This window comes from Deltaproteobacteria bacterium (genome assembly GCA_022340465.1).
Taxonomy (GTDB): Bacteria; Desulfobacterota; Desulfobacteria; order Desulfobacterales; family B30-G6; genus JAJDNW01.
Genome location: JAJDNW010000058.1, coordinates 1 through 14,553, shown reverse-complemented (window position 1 = coordinate 14,553; position 14,553 = coordinate 1). Strand labels below are relative to the sequence as shown.

16 protein-coding genes are annotated in these 14,553 nt (G+C 56.0%); 13 read left to right on the top strand and 3 right to left on the bottom strand.

The features are described from left to right. Positions 1-7 precede the first annotated feature (7 nt). From LJE94_09115 to LJE94_09100, 4 genes are all read left to right on the top strand, one after another. Positions 8-1,393 carry a class II fumarate hydratase gene (locus LJE94_09115; protein MCG6910269.1) on the top strand — a complete coding sequence of 462 codons (1,386 nt, stop codon included), beginning with the start codon at positions 8-10 and terminating at the stop codon, positions 1,391-1,393. 80 nt (positions 1,394-1,473) lie between these two features. Next, positions 1,474-1,923, top strand: a complete 450-nt coding sequence (gene trxA, locus LJE94_09110; protein MCG6910268.1) for a thioredoxin — start codon at positions 1,474-1,476, stop codon at positions 1,921-1,923. A 31-nt stretch (positions 1,924-1,954) separates the two neighbouring features. Continuing rightward, entirely contained in the window at positions 1,955-2,851 is an 897-nt protein-coding gene (locus tag LJE94_09105; protein ID MCG6910267.1) for a TIGR01777 family oxidoreductase, read from the top strand. Beyond that, complete coding sequence (locus LJE94_09100; GenBank protein ID MCG6910266.1) at positions 2,848-4,395, top strand: SagB/ThcOx family dehydrogenase; 1,548 nt, start codon at positions 2,848-2,850, stop codon at positions 4,393-4,395. The genes LJE94_09105 and LJE94_09100 overlap by 4 nt, the downstream gene beginning before the upstream one ends. A gap of 38 nt (positions 4,396-4,433) precedes the next feature. Here the strand turns inward: LJE94_09100 and LJE94_09095 are convergent, their stop codons facing one another. Beyond that, entirely contained in the window at positions 4,434-5,549 is a 1,116-nt protein-coding gene (locus LJE94_09095) for an FAD-dependent oxidoreductase (protein ID MCG6910265.1), read from the bottom strand. Between the two features lie 74 nt (positions 5,550-5,623). Next, positions 5,624-6,460, bottom strand: a complete 837-nt coding sequence (locus LJE94_09090) for a sulfurtransferase (GenBank protein ID MCG6910264.1) — start codon at positions 6,458-6,460, stop codon at positions 5,624-5,626. A 246-nt stretch (positions 6,461-6,706) separates the two neighbouring features. Here LJE94_09090 and LJE94_09085 point away from each other — a divergent pair, with 246 nt between their 5' ends. From LJE94_09085 to LJE94_09075, 3 genes are all read left to right on the top strand, one after another. Beyond that, positions 6,707-7,162 (top strand): ferritin family protein, encoded by a 456-nt coding sequence (locus tag LJE94_09085; GenBank protein ID MCG6910263.1) that lies wholly within the window; start codon positions 6,707-6,709, stop codon positions 7,160-7,162. 1 nt (position 7,163) lies between these two features. After that, positions 7,164-8,051: a phosphatidylglycerol lysyltransferase domain-containing protein gene (locus LJE94_09080; protein ID MCG6910262.1), complete on the top strand. Its 888-nt coding sequence runs from the start codon at positions 7,164-7,166 to the stop codon at positions 8,049-8,051. Positions 8,052-8,304: 253 nt separating this feature from the next. Next, on the top strand, positions 8,305-8,748 hold the full coding sequence (locus LJE94_09075) for a DsrE/DsrF/DrsH-like family protein (GenBank protein ID MCG6910261.1): 444 nt from the start codon (positions 8,305-8,307) through the stop codon (positions 8,746-8,748). Positions 8,749-8,780: 32 nt separating this feature from the next. Here the strand turns inward: LJE94_09075 and LJE94_09070 are convergent, their stop codons facing one another. Further along, a complete protein-coding gene (locus LJE94_09070) occupies positions 8,781-9,416 on the bottom strand; it encodes a hypothetical protein (GenBank protein MCG6910260.1) in 636 nt (211 codons plus the stop codon). 217 nt (positions 9,417-9,633) lie between these two features. Between LJE94_09070 and LJE94_09065 the strand changes: the two genes are divergently transcribed. The 6 genes from LJE94_09065 to LJE94_09040 form a co-directional block, all read left to right on the top strand. Continuing rightward, a complete protein-coding gene (locus LJE94_09065) occupies positions 9,634-10,101 on the top strand; it encodes an Hsp20/alpha crystallin family protein (protein ID MCG6910259.1) in 468 nt (155 codons plus the stop codon). After that, positions 10,098-10,508 (top strand): Hsp20/alpha crystallin family protein, encoded by a 411-nt coding sequence (locus tag LJE94_09060; protein ID MCG6910258.1) that lies wholly within the window; start codon positions 10,098-10,100, stop codon positions 10,506-10,508. The genes LJE94_09065 and LJE94_09060 overlap by 4 nt, the downstream gene beginning before the upstream one ends. 195 nt (positions 10,509-10,703) lie before the next feature. After that, positions 10,704-12,581, top strand: a complete 1,878-nt coding sequence (locus tag LJE94_09055) for a thiamine pyrophosphate-dependent enzyme (protein ID MCG6910257.1) — start codon at positions 10,704-10,706, stop codon at positions 12,579-12,581. A gap of 112 nt (positions 12,582-12,693) precedes the next feature. Then, positions 12,694-13,275 (top strand): 2-oxoacid:acceptor oxidoreductase family protein, encoded by a 582-nt coding sequence (locus tag LJE94_09050; protein ID MCG6910256.1) that lies wholly within the window; start codon positions 12,694-12,696, stop codon positions 13,273-13,275. 55 nt (positions 13,276-13,330) lie between these two features. Then, entirely contained in the window at positions 13,331-13,564 is a 234-nt protein-coding gene (locus LJE94_09045) for a hypothetical protein (GenBank protein MCG6910255.1), read from the top strand. Beyond that, positions 13,561-14,553, top strand: a 993-nt coding sequence (locus tag LJE94_09040; protein ID MCG6910254.1) for an FAD-dependent oxidoreductase, incomplete at its 3' end; no start/stop codon positions are given. The genes LJE94_09045 and LJE94_09040, both read left to right, overlap by 4 nt.

Below are 14,553 nucleotides of genomic sequence, written 5' to 3'. Positions count from 1 at the left end.
GCCAAGGATGGATTATAGAGAAGAACAGGATTCGTTGGGGACGGTCGCCGTTCAGGCCGGTGCCTACTATGGCGCCCAGTCGGAAAGGGCCAGGCAGAACAGCATCCACAGCGGCCTGCAACTGCCTGCGGCCTTTATTGCTTCCCTGGCAATGATCAAGATGGTTGCCGCCGAGGTGAATGCGGAACTGGGACTGCTGGACGGGGAGATCGCCGGGGCTATCGGGGATGCCGCCCGTGAAGTGATGGCAGGGCGCATGGCCGGGGAGTTCGTGGTTGACCTTTTTCAGACCGGCTCCGGCACGTCCACCAACATGAACATGAACGAGGTGCTGGCCTCGCGGGCCAACGAACGCCTGACGGGAAAGATCGGCGGACGGTCCCCGGTCCATCCCAATGATCACGTCAATCTCGGACAGTCCAGCAACGACGTTATCCCGACGGCGCTGCACGTTGCCGCTCTTGGCGGCGTCGAACGGGCGCTTTTGCCGCAGCTGGAAATCCTTGAAAAGGCGTTGATGCAGAAAGCGGCGGCCTTCGGTCACATCGTCAAAATCGGACGAACCCACCTCCAGGATGCGGTGCCCATGTCGCTCGGCGATGAATTCAGTGCGTATGCCCGTCAGACGGCCCTTGCCATCCGGCGGGTTGGCCGGGCCTCCGCAGACCTCAGAGAAGTTCCCCTGGGGGGAACGGCCGTTGGGACCGGGTTGAACGCGCACCCTGATTTTGCCGCCGCGGTCATCGGTAAAATCAACGACCGCGAGAAGATGCAGTTTATGGAAGCCGACAGCCGTTTCGAGGCCCAGGGCGCCCGGGATGCAGCTGTGGAATTGAGCGGGACCTTGAAGACCGTGGCCGTCAGCATGACAAAAATTGCCGACGATCTGCGCTGGCTGGCCTCCGGCCCCCGCTGCGGTTTGGGGGAAATACGGCTGCCGGCGCTTCAGCCGGGCTCCTCCATCATGCCGGGAAAAGTGAACCCGGTCATTTCGGAGGTGGTTATCCAGGTTGCCGCCCAGGTTGTCGGCAACGACACGACCATTACTTTTGCCGGGCAGAAAGGGCAGTTCGAACTGAATACCATGCAGCCGCTGATCGCCTACAACCTGCTTCAATCCATCGATCTGCTGGGACAAAGTGCCCGCATACTGGCTGAAAAATGTGTCAACGGCATCGAAGCTGATGAGGAAAGATGCGCGGCCTATATGGAAAGAAGTCTGGCCATGGTCACTTACCTGGTGCCGCTTCTGGGCTATGACAGAGCGGCGGCGCTTTCCAAAAAGGCTTACAGCGGCGGAAAATCCGTCCGGGAAGTGATTGTCGCGGAGGGGATCATGACCTCGGAGCAGTTTGACGGGTTGATAAAACGGGTTGCGGATGAGCGTGGGTAAACTGTTTTTTGCGTCATCCCGATCAAAACTTGAATTTTTCTAAGAATCGGTAACATGCGTAAAAGGAGATCCACGCGGGCATGAACCAGGAAAGCTTCATCATACAGTGCGGCAAGTGCAACACCAAAAATCGCGTTCCCAAACAGCGGATAAACGACAGCCCGGTGTGCGGTAAGTGCCGGTCGCCACTGCCGGCGAGAACCTATCACAGCAGCCCGGTCATGGTGACCGATGCCAGCTTTCAACGGGAAGTGTTGTCTTATCCCGGACCGGTCGTCGTTGACTGCTGGGCGCCCTGGTGCGGACCCTGCAAGATGATGGGACCCATTCTCGACCGGGTGGCCAGGGCCTATGCCGGACGCGCCAAGGTCGTCAAGATAAATGTGGACCAGAATCCGATGACCTCTTCGCGCTTCAACATCTTGAGCATACCGACGCTTTTATTTTTCAAGTATGGTCAGCTGGTCACCACCATTCCGGGGGCGGTGCAGCAGCAGGATATAGAGCGGCAGCTGGCATCGATGGCGTGACCGGTGTGCGGAACAAGAAAGGGGGTGCTCCATGCATATACTCATCACCGGCGGGACCGGATTCGTTGGGACTCATCTCTGCAGAACCTACCTGGATAAAGGCTGGCAGGTAACGGCCACGGGCACATCCGGCGAGCATCCTTTTGCGGGACGTGAAAATTTTGAATGTATCCGGGCCGACACCACCAAAAGCGGTGACTGGCAACGGGTCCTGAAAAACGTGGACGTGGTAGTCAACCTGGCCGGGCGCAGCATATTCAATTACTGGACCGCCGATTACAAAACCCGGATGCACGACAGCCGGATTCTGACCACCAGAAACCTCGTGGAAGCACTGGAACCGGGCAAAAACGTGACCCTGCTGAGTGCTTCGGCCGCCGGCTATTACGGCGACCGGGGGGACGACCCGCTGGAGGAGTCGGAAATGCCCGGCGATGATTTCCTGGCCGGCATTTGTAGGGAGTGGGAAAAAGAAGCCCTGCAAGCCCGTGAAAAGGGTGCCCGCGTGATGTTGATGCGTTTTGGTGTGGTCCTGGGCAAAGGCGGCGGCGCTCTCGGGAAGATGCTGCCGGCCTTCAAACTGCTTGTCGGCGGCCCCTTGGGCAGCGGCAGACATTGGTTCCCCTGGATACATCTGGACGACCTGGCATCGGCCACCATCTTTTTGATGGAGACGGCGGACGCCGAAGGCCCGTTCAATTTTTGTGCCCCCCAGGTGGTGCGGTATAAAACCTTTGCCGCTACCCTGGGCCGTGTGCTTGGAAGGCCGTCTTTTGTGAAAATGCCGGCGTTTGTGCTGAAGCTTCTGGCCGGGGAGATGGGCGCCGCCATGCTGAACAGCCAGCGCGCCGTTCCCGCCAGGCTCGAGCGGGCCGGCTTCTCCTTCCGCTACCCGGAATTGAAAAATGCGTTGCAGGAAATTGTATGAACGCTGCAACCTACCACAACCACACGCGCTACAGCCGTCACCGCATGACACCCCACCGTCTGGATTGGGAAAATGTCCCTTTGCAGCACAAAGCCTATCATCTGCTTCACAGCGTGGAGTTGCACCCGTCGGCGGCAGCGCCTGCGGCATCGCTGGTGGATCTGTTCGATGGCAACACCACCGCCGCTCATCGTGCCATGAATATTGAAGACCTGGCGACCATTCTATCGCTGGCCAACGGCGTTACGGCTAAAAGGCATTACGGCAGCCAGACCATGCTTTTTCGAAGTTCCCCTTCGGCCGGAGCGCTTTACCCGAACGAAATCTACGTCGCTTCCGGATCGGTTGACGGGCTCGATCCCGGGCTTTACAACTTTCAGGTGCCCGATGCCTCCCTGGAAAAGATCAGTGACGTTTCCATGCTTGCAGGGATAGACGCGGCGCTGACAAACCATGGCGGCCCTTTGCCGGTGGTGTCGATGCCGGTGACGGCCATATTTTTCAGGAGCGCCTGGAAATACAGGGCACGGGCCTTTCGATATGTGCTGCTGGATGCCGGACATTTGATTGAAAACCTGGTGCTGGCCATCGTCGCTACGGGTTTCCGCGCTTCGGTGCACTATGATTTCGATGATGACGCCATGACCCGTTGCCTGGGGATCGACGCTAAGCGGGAGGTTTGCCTGGCGATCATAAACCTGTATGGGATTGCCCATCGAGCGGCTGAACCACCGGTCGGCGGTGATCAACCGTCCACACCCGAAGATCGCCACACCCTGTTACAGGACATGGCCGGGACCAGCAGGGTTGCAGCTGTCGAGAAGGGCTACGATGCTATCCTTGCGGCGTATCGGGCCGGCAAGGCAACACCCTCGATTGCTGATGACGGCACCATTCCCCACCAGACGGTCGGCACATCCCCCCGGTCATGGTTTCCGCTCAGGGATCCAGGCCTGTTTCGTGAGGCGCACAGCTACGTAAAAAGCGTTGCCCGTCGTAGATCGCGGCGCAACTTTGTGCCGCGGCCGTTGAACACGTCCCATGCGATGGCCCTGCTGAAAAGCCTCTGCCCATCCAACCACCCGGATGCCGACGATGGTGACGTCTATGGCGGGTGTGTCGCTTCAGGCTTTGCGGCCGTCAATGTCGAGGGCTTCGATCCCGGCATCTACTTGTTGGATGCCGTCAGGCGAGCCTATGGGCCGACCGATAGCAGCTCGGACTCCGGTGGCGCACTGGGATTGGAAATTGCACGGACCTGTCTCGATCAGGCATGGTTGAAGAACGGGGCCCTGCACGTTGTGTTCATGGCAAACCTGTCCTGTCTGGACAGGCATTACGGGGCCAGGGGGTACCGTTACGCCATGATGAACGCCGGCAGGGCCGGTCAGCGGATCTATTTGGCGGCCACGGCCCTTGGCTGCGGCGTCTGCGGCATCGGCGCGATTTACGACGACGAAGCCGCAAGACTGCTGGCACTGAACAAAGATAGTGCGTTGCTGTACCTGGTGGCTGTCGGTGACATTCAGAAGGCGATACCATAAGCGTATCAGCGGCCATTGGCACAGGCATTCGGTGCGAATCAGTCTTCCAGCGCCTGAAATTTACGCATAAACTTGCGGTCGATATAATCTTTGATGATGAATGCCATCCGGCCGCCGACGGTGATCCACTTTTTGCGTAAAAGTCCTTTTCCGCCACCCAGGTTAAAAATCAGCAGGTAGCCCCCGCCCGGGTTGAAAGGCTGCAGCTCCTGACCTTCGAGCCTGGCCATGACGTTATGGTAAAGCACAGGATTTTGCCTCACGGCATACACCCCGACTTTGTCCAACGGGTGCTTTTGAAAATAGATGCAGTCCCCTCCGCCGAAAATATCGGCATGTTCGGTGCTTTGCAGGAATTCATTTACCAGCAGGCCGCCGTCCGGCCCGGTAGCGAGGTTCGAATGCCTGAAGATGGCGTTGGGCGTGACGCCCATGGCCAGGAAAATGACATCAAGGCTGAATTCCTCGCCGGTTTCCAGAATGATGCGCCGATTTTCGACGGCCTGAGCATATCCGTTGGTGAGGATCTCAATGCCCCTCCGGGTGAGTGATGCGGCCACCTTGCTTCTCACTTTTTCCGGGAACCGTGCCATGAAGCTTTTACCGGCGAAGATTTTGATAGCGGGTTTGTTTTTACCGGCATTCAGGGTCAACTGCCACAGGTTGCCGGCAATCTCGGCGGCGGAGGGGCCGCCGCCCAGGATTCCGATGGTGATTTTGCGGTTGGCGACAAGTTCCAGGATTTTCTCCTGGGCCTGCATCAGGCGTTCGATGGGCTTGACCGCATACACGTTTCTGACGGTACCGGCAAGATTGAGGCGGGGGACATAGCTGCCGGCATTGAACGATACGACATCGTAGGGTATGCATTCGCCGGATTCGAGGGTAACGGCCTTCTTTTCGGGATCTACGCTGACGGCCTTTCCCAGGATAAAGGTTCCGCCTTTTTTTTCAACCACCTGGCGGGTGGCGAAGCGAATCTCCGCCGGGGAGTATGTTCGTCCGAGCATGCCGGGACCCATGCCGGAATAATAGTGATGGTCCGACGGGCCGATAACCGTGACGGTATGCCCCTTATCGATGAACGTGTGCAGATTGGAGAGCATAACCATGTGGGCGTGGCCGCCGCCGACCAGCACAAGATGTTTTTCCATGTATGACTCCTTTACTATCGCCTCCTCAATTCAGGTAACGATTGGTTTTGGCGCAGGGATGGTATGTTCGCCGGCTATCTGACGACCTCGTCCATCAGTTCGCCAAGCCTGGACAGGTGGGCGAGTTCCTCGCCGGCGATTTGTTTTAGAACGGCCTTGCTGTTTTCATCTCCAGTGTTGTCGGCGGCACGCTCGTATAGGTCCAGAGCCTGGGCTTCGATGGACATGGCCAGGGAGATGATGTCGATCTCCGATTCGAAATCAGGCTGAAAACGATCCACGTATTCTTTCGTGGTAAGGCCGCCTTCGACGGTCGAGGCTACGATGCCGCTTTCAAATTCCTGGACGGATTGTGTCTCGCCGGTGGCTTCGAGATAAGCTTTGAACAAGCGTTCTTTGTGTTTAACTTCGATAGCGGCCAATTTCTGGAACAACGCCTTGACATCGGGATTGCCGGTTTTATCGTCCATGGTGAGATAGAAATCCCGCAATCCGTCTTCAAGAGAATAGGCCACCACAATCACTTCTGCTACGGATTCGGTGCCGGAAAAGAGTTCGAGACCCATATCTTCGGGGCCAAAGGCGGTGTTGCTGGTCCAGGCCTTGATGCCTCCCGACATGTTGTACAGGGTGTCGAAACCCTTTCCGGCCATCATTTGCGCAGCCACCCGGCTGCGGCCGCCCGAGGCTCAGTAGATCAGGGTCGGTTTGTTCGAATCGATTTCGGACAGCCGGTCACCCAGGTCAGGCAGGGGGATGAGTTTGGCCCCCGGAAGATGCCCGGCTTCGTATTCATTGGGCTGCCGAACGTCAAGAATGGTCATTTCTTCATCGGGGGACTGCTCGATTAATTGCCGGGCCTTTTGGGTGTCGATCGATTTTACCGGTGTAAAAAATTGTTTCCAGCGCATGGGAACCTCCTTTCATTGTGAACCGATACATTTAAAATGGGCACGCATTTGCCATGGTCATGTTCGGACCGGTTTCTAATGGGCATGTTTTTTTCTGGCATAAAGATTGCATTCTAAAATGGGGCCGCATGACATCTCAACATAATAAGGTGGGGGGCGGGGTCCGGGGATGTTTTCGTTTCACCTATGAAAACGGGATCCCGACCATCCATACCACCGAACAAACGCAATTGTAAGGAGAGGCCTATGAATTTAAGTGAATACAAAGATGTGATCAAATTTGCAATGGCAAATGAGGTGGAAGCCGAAAAATTCTATACCAACGCAGCCGCCAAACTGCGTCCCCCTCACCTGAAACAGATGTTTACACTATTTGCAGAAGAGGAGCGGCGGCATCGTGAGATTTTGAAGGGAATTTACGTCAGCAATCGGATCGACCAGTATTTTGACGAAAAGGCCGATTACAAAGTCGCGGAAACCGTTGACGAACCCGAGCTTTCCATCGATATGAAACCGGCCGATGCGATTGCCCTGGCCATGAAAAAAGAAGAGGCGGCCATGCTTCAGTACACGGAGCTGGCAGAAGAGTGCCCGGATCCCGACAAGAAAGAGGTTTTCCTGGATCTTGCGGCTATGGAGAGAGGGCACAAGCGGAAAATGGAGGACGCCTTTGTCGACATCGGTTACCCGGAGGTCTGGTAGGATGGCGCTAGCATTCGAGCCGGTCAGCCTTGAACGCCAGGGTGAATACCTCCAATTGTTGCGTGCAACCCCGGTCATAGCGTCCGATTACAGCTACGTGAACCTGTGGGGCTGGGCGGCCCATTTCGGTTTGGAATGGTCTTTTGACCGGGATCTGGTCTGGATCCGGCAGACCCGGCCGACCCTGCAATACTGGGCGCCGGTCGGCGACTGGAAATCGGACCGGCTTTACCGGATGGTCGCAGAGGTCTTGCCGGCGGGTATTTCCATGGTGCGCGCCCCTGAATTTTTCGTGAACAGGCTGAAGCAGGAAATGGCGGACGCCGTGCAAGCGGACGAATCGCGGGGTCATTGGGATTATCTGTACTCATTGCAGGATCTCGTGGCCCTCAAAGGCAATCGGTTTCATAAAAAGAAAAACCTTCTCAACCAGTTCAAGAAAAATTACGGGTATCAATACCGGGACCTCGATGAAAAGCTGGCCGGGATGGCCCTGGATATGCAGGAGAATTGGTGTACATGGCGCGACTGCGAGGCAGAGGAGGCGCTGGACGCCGAGAATGCGGCCATTGCAAGGGTTCTACAAAACTGGGGCTCCTTCGAAAACCTGGCAGGCGGTGCCCTCATGGTGGACGGCGGCATGGTGGCGTATACCATCGGGGAAAAGCTGGCCGCGGCAACCCTGCTGATCCATTTTGAAAAGGGAAGTCCGGGGTACAAGGGCATTTACCAGGCGATCAACCAGATGTTTGCAGAAAGGATGCAGACAGGTTTTCAACGCGTGAACAGGGAACAGGATCTGGACAACGAAGGGCTGCGCAAAGCCAAAATGTCTTACAATCCGGTCGATTTTGTAAAAAAGTACACGCTTCATTTCCAGCTTCCATAGGTGTGTTGTTTGATCGTGCGAAGAAATGCCGGAATGATTTTTGGGATACCGGAACAGTGGGCTTCCTCCCAGCGCTCGAACCGGTAGGCATCGAAGCGACACTGACGGCCGGCTCGGCTGATATCGCTTTTTTATTTTGATCATTTTTAAAATTCGTAACGCTCAACTTAGGTGAAAGCTGCCCGCGACAACGTTGTCCCATGACGGGCTGTAGAAAAAACACGACGCATGTTCAATGAAAAGGAGCAAAAAAATGACTGAAGAAAAAGAAAAAGCAGCGTTTATCTGTGTCAAGGATACCATTGACGGTGCATACCCTTCCCTGGTCCTGGCCATCAACGCGGCCAGGCAAGGTATGAACAGCAAAATTTTTTATTCATTCATGGGGCTGAACCTGGTGTTGCGAGGCGGTTTTGACAGGGCCAAATTTTTTCCGCCGGGAGTCATGGGGGCCATTCCCGGGATGACGAAGGTGGCCACGGGCATGATGAAAAAAAAGATCGAAAAGGCCAACATCCCTTCGCTTGAGGATCTTCAAGAAGTTGCCCAGATCGAAGGGGTCGAACTGATCGCCTGTAAGATGACCGTCGACATGATGGAGATCGACGAATCGAAATTGATCGACGGGGTGGTGGTTTGGACGGCCGAGGAATTTCTCAGGTACGCCAAAGAATGCAAACTTTGCCTTTTCACGTAACCCAAAAAGGGGAAGACGGGTATCGGCGGCACCTAGCGGTTATTGGTGCCCTTTAGAAATTTGCGCAACATTTCGGGCTGAAATTCTTCGATGATCTTTCCCCTTTCAATGAAAGCCCGCATACTGTCGTAGGCTTGGTCGTATTGGGCCATCAATGTGCTCATTTTATCGAAGAGTGGATCTTCTAACCCTAGCGCCTTTTCCATCTTTTTCAGCAGGTGTTGACCGGTTTCGAAGTGAAGGGCGATGTCGGCCATGATCTTTTTCCGGGTGGCATGCTTTTTCTGCTCGTTGATGATTACGGGTAGCAGCCGTTGAACGGAATATTCAACCAGGGCATCCCGGGGTGCGTTGTAGGTTTTGGATACTTCATCCAGATAACTCAAGGATTTACGGCTGATCACGTAAGTCTTTTGAACCCGCGAATAGTTTCTGAGGGAGACGTTTTTCAATTCGCCGGCGATGGAATTGAGGGCATTGATGTCTTCCACCAGGTGATCGAACAGCGACTTTTGCTTGATTCCGAGGTGGGCGGCAACGATGCTGATGGCACCGATACAGGCCTCGGTGAGTTTAAAGGTCGCCCTCACGGACTGCCGGCCTCTCAAATCCGACGTTCGTGCACGCGGCAGCGACAGATGGCTTTGCCAATCCTTGTTTTCATCCATAGTGTGTAGCCTCCAGGGCGGGCACGGTTTTGCGCTCCTCCGGTCGGCGCAAGCGGCCCGCTGTCATTTTCATTACCTTAAATTAAATATTCTAAAAAATAATGCAACCCTTTTTTAATATTATCGCCTTGACAGCATGGATATGAAATTTATCATAAGTTTAGTGGTTGCATTCAAACGTTGCACATCCACGCTTAAAAGCTATGGGGGGTGAACTATGGTTTACAGAAGACTGTTTGGTGTTCCCGCATGGCGGATCAGGTCTCCATTCGCGGAGTTGGAGCGCCTGCGGAATAATATGGACCGTCTGATTGACGGATTTTCGAAAGGTGCGTTCAAGGCATCTTCTGCCGGCGTCTTCCCGTCGATCAATCTGGCCGAGGACAAGGAGAACTATTACCTTTATGCCGAGCTTCCCGGCGTCACATCCGATGGGTTGGATATCGAAGCGACGGCAAACAGCCTTTCCATTTCGGGCGAGCGCCACATAGCCGTGGAGGAAGGTGGGGTCAAATACCACAGAAAGGAGCGGGAGGCCGGACGTTTTTCACGAATCGTGCAGATGCCTGGAGATATCGATCCGGAGACGGTGGACGCCAGCCTGGTCAACGGCATTCTAACTGTGGTCGTACCCAAGGCGGAAGCCGAAAAGCCTAAAAAAATCATTATACAGGGGGAATCATGACTGGTGCGGACGGACAGGAATTGACGGTCAGGGATAAGGCACGGCCCAGCCGGACGATGGAGCAGACCAGGGCCGGCGCCGTGTTCACGCCGGAAGTGGATATTTTCGAGACCGACAGGGAAATTACACTGCTGGCTGACATTCCCGGCGTGCGGCCGGAGGATCTGAATATCGATCTTCGTGACGATGTGCTGACCATTGCCGGCGAAACGGCGGCTTACAGAACGCCGGGAGAGGTCGATATAATCACCGAGTACGAATCGGGGAAGTTCTATCGCCAGTTCACGCTGTCAGAGATGATCGATCAGGCGAAAATAGACGCAAAGCTCAATAACGGTGTCCTCAGGCTGACACTTCCCAAGGTCGAAAAAGCGACACCGCGAAGGATCAAGGTGAAAACAGCTTGAAACAAAATCCCCCCTTGACTTTTACGGGGGGGTTTGATTCTGTATTTGCAGTTCCCGCCGCAATTTGCATTTTCTACAAGCGGTCGTTCACCATCGGCCCCAGCCGCATCCAAACCGGCGGTAATCGTGTTTGTCCAAACATACCGCCGAAAAACATGGAACCGTAACGTTATCGTCATCACAAGGATGAATTTCATGAAAAAAATGGGTGACATGCTACTCAGAAAAGAACCGTTCGAAGAGATCGTTATCGGCAACACGGCTCTGGTGCGGGCCATGATCGAGTCCGGAACCAGGGTGGTGTCGTCCTATCCGGGCTCCCCGACACCGGAGATTGCCACGGCCATCCGTTCGATACCCGCGAATGAGTGTCCCTTTTATTTCGAATTTTCCACCAATGAAAAGGTTGCCACGGAGGTGGCCTACGGCGCTGCCGTCAATGGCCACCTGTCCACGGTATTTTTTAAAAGCGTAGGGCTGAATGTTGCGGCGGACACATTCGTCCAGCTGAGCCTCATGAACATCATCGGGGGCATGGTTGTGGTCCTGGGGGATGACCCCGGGGCGAACTCGTCTCAAAACGAACAGGACAACCGCCATGTGGCCCGCTTGAGCTATACACCCGTTCTGGAACCGGCCAATCCCACGGAAGTCTATCAATTCTACAAGGAAGCGGTATCCCTGTCGAAGCAGCACCACATGCCGATCGTGTTGCGACTGACCACACATGTCTGCCACGCCAAGGAAAAGGTGGCTTTTGAAGGATTGTCGGCCATGCCGTTTGACGACACCCCGCAATTCGATGTGCGCAACGGGCCGTACATTCCCCTGACGAAGGAGGTGTTCGCCAAGAAGCGGATGGCTCTCGAGCGCCTCAACACGGTTGCGGGGTACGCTGAACATACGGGGATCAACCGCATCCTGGAGCACGGCAACCATGAGCAGGGCGTCATTACCATGGGGCTTCCTTACCTGTCGCTCATGGATGTGCTTGAACGTGCGGCTGTAAAACCGGATGTCTTGAAACTGGGTGTTGTCCACCCGGTGCCGCAGAAGCTGATCCGGGAATTCGTCGCCGCGCACAAGGAAGTGAAGGTTCTCGAAGAACTGGATAATATTCTGGAGGGAGAGGTAAAGAAAATAGCCTACGAGGCCGGGCTGACCAGCAGAATCGTAGGGAAGCAGGGGGTGGAAGACTGGATCGGCGAGTACACGGCCGACAAGGTGTACCACCTGATCGCCGATATGTGGCCGGACATGCTGCCGTCTGATTTGCCACACAACCCACAGGGCGAAGAGGCGCCGGAGCGCCCCGCACAGTTGTGCCCGGGCTGCGGTCACCGCAGTGCGTTTTTCGCAATCAAACAGGCGCTTTCCGACAGGGACATCACCGTGGCCGACATTGGATGCCACACCCTCGGTTACCTGCCTCCTTATGAGATGGGCGAGCTTTTGATGTGCATGGGGGCATCGACGGGGATGGGGTCGGGACTGTCGCTTTTCAACGATACCAGGAAGGTGGTGGCCTTCATGGGTGACTCGACCTTTTTCCACGCCGCGTTGCCCGGGATCATCAATGCGGTGTTCAACCGGCACAACATCACATTGATCCTGATGGAGAACGGGACCACGGCCATGACCGGGCATCAGGACCACCCGGCCACCGGACGCAATTTCAACACGGCAACCGATAAAGTGCCTGTCAGGTCGGTGCTGGAAGGTTTGGGCGTCAAAAAGATTTACGAAGTGGATACCTACCAGCAGGCGAAGTTGACAGAGCTCGTCAAGACCGCTGTCGACGACGAGTGCTTCAGTGTGGTGATCGCCAGGCATCCCTGCATGTTGAAATTCACGCGGGAGCAGCGCCGCAAGGAAGGTTACAAGGTCAGGAGGGTGGCCATCGATCAGTCGATCTGCGACCGTCATTACACGTGCGTGGCGGATTTTGGGTGCCCGACCTTTACTAGAAACAGCGACGGCAGTGTGGAAATCAACACCGATCTGTGTATTGGAGACGGGTCCTGCATCCAGACCTGCCCGACATCGGCTATCAGCCCGCATAAAGAAAATTAGAGTGGCTGTTAGAAAAACATTCCGAATAGCCTTTTTAACGGGTTTCAATCGGAACAGACTTATGACGATGCGACGGTAAGATCGTCTGGGAACATCAAGAAACGGGGGCGACATGGAAGTATTCAATACCTTTATGATCGGTGTCGGCGGCCAGGGTATCGGCATGTTGAGCGAGATATTGATCAGAGCGGCCGATTATGCCGGCCACAGGGTCAAGGCGGTTGACACGCACGGCCTTGCCCAGCGCGGGGGCACCGTTGTATCCCATCTCAGGCTGGGGGATGGCGTGCACGCGCCCATTGTACCCACGGGCGAAGCGGACCTGGTGGTGGCGCTGGAAAGGAACGAGGCGCTGCGGGGGCTTGGCACCGCCGCGAGGGACGGAGCGGATTTGGTGTACTACGACACGGTCTGGCAGCCCCTTGGCGTGCGATTGGGACGGGAGCCGCAGGCGGATGCGGTCAGTGTGGAGGCGCTGTGCCGACGGAGAAACATCCGCTGTTTTCGGGTGTTAGACGATGCCCTGGAAGATCCGCGCATGCAGAATATCGTCGTGTTGTCCGAGATCGGGCGACGCGGACTGATTCCTGGCGTGCGGGTTGAGCACTATCGCATGGCCATGCAGGATCTGTTGGGCGGCCCCCTGTTGGAGAAAAATCTGGCGCTCTACGATGCGAAGTCTTCATCGGGGTAGTAATATCTGTGGGCGAGAGATATACAGCAAAATGAGAAAGCGGGAGGCATCCATAATGGGCAGAGAAGCAGGCAAACACCGGGTTACGGTTTTCAGCCCTTTCGATTTTGAGCCGGGCCAGAAGATCCATATTGAAAAAGGGCCGCGCAAAGGCGACTGGGAAGTGATCGGCGTCACGGAAAGAACGGTTCGGTTGAAGTGCCCGGTCAGTTTGCGGGAGTTCGAGTGGAACCGTTTCTGCTACCACGCGGGGGAACGGACCGTCGACACGTGGCCCGGTGAAGACTGATGGCCCATGATTACGACATCGGCATCATCGGTGGGGGGGCGGCGGGGTTGACCGTTGCTTCAGGGGCCGCCCAGCTTGGCGCCAAGGTGCTGCTGATTGAAAAGGAGGGCGCTCTGGGCGGCGATTGCCTGCACTACGGCTGCGTTCCGAGCAAGACCCTGATCCATTCCGCCCATGTGTACCATTTAATGAAATGCGGCCGCCGGTTCGGCCTGCCCGAAATCGAGATCCCGCCGGTTGACTTTAGCAGGATTGCCGCCCGTATCCGGGAGGTTGTCGGCATCATCCAGCGGCACGACTCCGAAGAACGCTTCTGCAAAATGGGTGCAAAGATCGCATTCGGCCAGGCGGTTTTCAAGGATGAATACAGCGTTGAACTCGATGGAAAGGTCATATCCGCCAAAAACTGGGTCATCGCCACGGGTTCTTCTCCCTCGGTGCCGCCCATACCCGGCCTGCACGCAACCGGCTTTCTGACCAACCGCGAACTCTTTTCCCTGGAAACGCTGCCCGCATCCCTGACCATTCTCGGCGGCGGGCCCATCGGCATCGAAATGGCCCAGGCTTTTCAGCGGTTGGGAAGCCTGGTTACCGTCGTGGAACGCGCGGATCAGATACTGGGAAAGGAAGACAGGGACATGGCCGATGCGGCCATGGGGGTGCTGGCCCAGGAGGGGGTGGTGTTCCACCTGGGGGCGTTTATCGAGAAGATCTCAAAAAAAGGGGACCAAAAAGAGGTGGGCATCCGAAGCGCCTCCGGAAAACCAATGGCCCTGAAGTCGGAAGAGATTCTTGTGGCCATGGGAAGGGCAGCCAATACCGGCGGTCTGGACCTCGACGGCATTGGTGTCGATTACGAGCCCGGAGGCATTTTTGTGGACAGTCGCCTGAGGACCAGTCAAAAGCACATTTTTGCCGCCGGGGATGTCAACGGCGGCCTTCAGTTTACCCATGCCGCCGGGTACGAAGGGGGGGTCGTGGTCGGGAAT

Excerpts from the sequence above, each read along its gene's own strand:
- LJE94_09115 (MCG6910269.1), top strand. The coding sequence starts at position 8 with ATGGATTATAGAGAAGAACAGGATTCGTTGGGGACGGTCGCCGTTCAG.
- trxA (MCG6910268.1), top strand. The coding sequence starts at position 1,474 with ATGAACCAGGAAAGCTTCATCATACAGTGCGGCAAGTGCAACACCAAA.
- LJE94_09105 (MCG6910267.1), top strand. The coding sequence starts at position 1,955 with ATGCATATACTCATCACCGGCGGGACCGGATTCGTTGGGACTCATCTC.
- LJE94_09100 (MCG6910266.1), top strand. The coding sequence starts at position 2,848 with ATGAACGCTGCAACCTACCACAACCACACGCGCTACAGCCGTCACCGC.
- LJE94_09095 (MCG6910265.1), bottom strand. The coding sequence starts at position 5,549 with ATGGAAAAACATCTTGTGCTGGTCGGCGGCGGCCACGCCCACATGGTT.
- LJE94_09085 (MCG6910263.1), top strand. The coding sequence starts at position 6,707 with ATGAATTTAAGTGAATACAAAGATGTGATCAAATTTGCAATGGCAAAT.
- LJE94_09080 (MCG6910262.1), top strand. The coding sequence starts at position 7,164 with ATGGCGCTAGCATTCGAGCCGGTCAGCCTTGAACGCCAGGGTGAATAC.
- LJE94_09075 (MCG6910261.1), top strand. The coding sequence starts at position 8,305 with ATGACTGAAGAAAAAGAAAAAGCAGCGTTTATCTGTGTCAAGGATACC.
- LJE94_09070 (MCG6910260.1), bottom strand. The coding sequence starts at position 9,416 with ATGGATGAAAACAAGGATTGGCAAAGCCATCTGTCGCTGCCGCGTGCA.
- LJE94_09065 (MCG6910259.1), top strand. The coding sequence starts at position 9,634 with ATGGTTTACAGAAGACTGTTTGGTGTTCCCGCATGGCGGATCAGGTCT.
- LJE94_09060 (MCG6910258.1), top strand. The coding sequence starts at position 10,098 with ATGACTGGTGCGGACGGACAGGAATTGACGGTCAGGGATAAGGCACGG.
- LJE94_09055 (MCG6910257.1), top strand. The coding sequence starts at position 10,704 with ATGAAAAAAATGGGTGACATGCTACTCAGAAAAGAACCGTTCGAAGAG.
- LJE94_09050 (MCG6910256.1), top strand. The coding sequence starts at position 12,694 with ATGGAAGTATTCAATACCTTTATGATCGGTGTCGGCGGCCAGGGTATC.
- LJE94_09045 (MCG6910255.1), top strand. The coding sequence starts at position 13,331 with ATGGGCAGAGAAGCAGGCAAACACCGGGTTACGGTTTTCAGCCCTTTC.